This is a genomic window from Klebsiella sp. AqSCr, from assembly GCF_008452795.1.
Classification (GTDB): Bacteria; Pseudomonadota; Gammaproteobacteria; order Enterobacterales; family Enterobacteriaceae; genus Klebsiella; species Klebsiella pneumoniae.
On record NZ_MJDM01000005.1, the window covers coordinates 1754998 to 1756925 of the forward strand.

The 1928-nt window shown below is 66.8% G+C and carries 1 protein-coding gene; it reads right to left on the bottom strand.

Annotated features, from left to right (window positions below):
* On the bottom strand, positions 1-1928 hold a 1928-nt coding region (gene pbpC, locus BHE81_RS12515), incomplete at both ends, for a peptidoglycan glycosyltransferase PbpC (RefSeq protein ID WP_228268712.1).

Here is a 1928-nt window from a genome sequence, read left to right on the forward strand (position 1 = left end):
CAGCCAGGGATCCAGCGGCAGCGGCCAGACTTCGACCTGGCTTTCCCGAGCGCCGGGACAATCCGCCGCCACCCGTTCGCCGTGTTCATTGCGCCACACCGGGAAGCGGATCCCGCGTACGCTCTCCTGCCCCGGCAGCAGCAGGGTCGGCGGCTGGCTGGCATCCAAAAGCCAGCTGGCCAGGCGACGACGACAGTTGCTGTCGCCCGCCGGCAGATCCTGCCCGCCAGGCCAGCAGATTGTCCCCTGGCTGACCGTTGCCGGGCGCGGATCGCTCGGCAGCCCGCCGCGGCTCATCGCCGGGCGGGCCAGCAGCAGATTATTGACCTGGTTGAGCAGCGGTACGGCGCTGGCGAAGCCAAACTGGCCCACCACCGGCGTACCGTCCGGGCGCCCGGTCCAGATGCCTATCAGATATCGCGCATTGAGGCCGACCGCCCACGCGTCGCGATAGCCGTAGCTGGTGCCGGTTTTCCACGCCAGCGGCACCGCCTGCGGCAGCGAGGCATCGGGAACCGGTTGCGCTTCGCCGGCCAAAATACGCCGGACGATCCATGCCGCCCCGGGCGACATCAGCGCGCGCTCGGTCAATGGATCGCTCGGCTTCAGGCGCAGCCGCGCCGCCTTGCCATGGCGGGCGAAGGCGCTGTACGCCGCGACAATATCTTCCAGCCGCGCCCCGGCGCCGCCGAGGATTAGCGACAGATTCGGCTCTGCGCCAGCGGGCAGCGTCAGGGGCAGCCCGGCGTTGCGTAAATTAGCCGCAAAGCGTTTTGGTCCATAGGCTTCGAGCACCTGCACCGCCGGCAGATTCAGCGACCGCACCAGCGCCTCGCTGGCGCTCACCGGGCCATGAAACCCGCTGTCGAAATTACCGGGGCGATAATCGCTAAAACGCCGTGGCACATCCTGTAATAGCGATGCCGGGTGAATCAGCCCCTCATCCATCGCCATCGCGTAGATAAAGGGTTTCAGCACCGACCCCGGCGAGCGTACCGCCGAGACCATATCAATATGGCCGAAGCGGCTGTCGTCGGTGATATCCGCCGAGCCCACCCAGCCGCGAACTTTCATATCCGTGTGGTCGACGACGACCATCGCCAGCGAACTGCGCGGCGGCAGGCGCGATTTCCAGTTCAGCGCCAGATCTTCCAGTTGCCGCTGCAGTCCGGCATCCAGAGTCGTCACCACCTTTTCATCACGACTGGTCGCCAGCGCCCGGCGTGAAAAAAGCGGCGCCAGCTGCGGCATCTGGCGCGGAAACAGCCATACTGGCTCCTCCATCGCTTCCTTTACCGCCTGCTCCGGCCAGACGCCCTGGCTGACCATTCGCGTAAGCACTTTATCACGCGCCGCCTGGGCCCGCTGCGGCCAGCGGTCCGGACGTAAACGACTGGGCGCCTGGGGAAGTACCGCCAGCAGCGCCGCCTCGCCGTAGCTAAGCCTGGCAGGCGGCTTACCGAGATAGGCCCAGCTGGCCGCGCCGATCCCCTGCAGGGTGCCGCCAAACGGCGCGCGGTTCAAATAGAGGGTTAGAATGTCGCTTTTTGACAGATGCCACTCCAGCTGCAGCGCTCGCCACAGCTGGCGCAGCTTGCCGCCGAAGGTGCGTGGATGGGGATCAAGCAGGCGTGCCACCTGCATGGTAAGCGTGCTGCCGCCCGAGATAACTCGCCCGGAAGTAAGATCCTGCCAGGCGGCGCGCAGCACCGCGAAGGGATTGACCCCCGGATGGCGCCAGAACCAGCGGTCTTCATAGTGGATGAGCGCCTGCAGATAGCGCGGCGACACGTCGGCGAGCGTGACCGGATAACGCCAGACGCCCTGCGCGTCGGCAAACCGCCACAGCGGCGTCCCGTCTTCCGCCACCACCACACGGGCAGGCGTGACGTCATGCAGCGGCAGCGGCCACAGGCGATCGGCCGCCA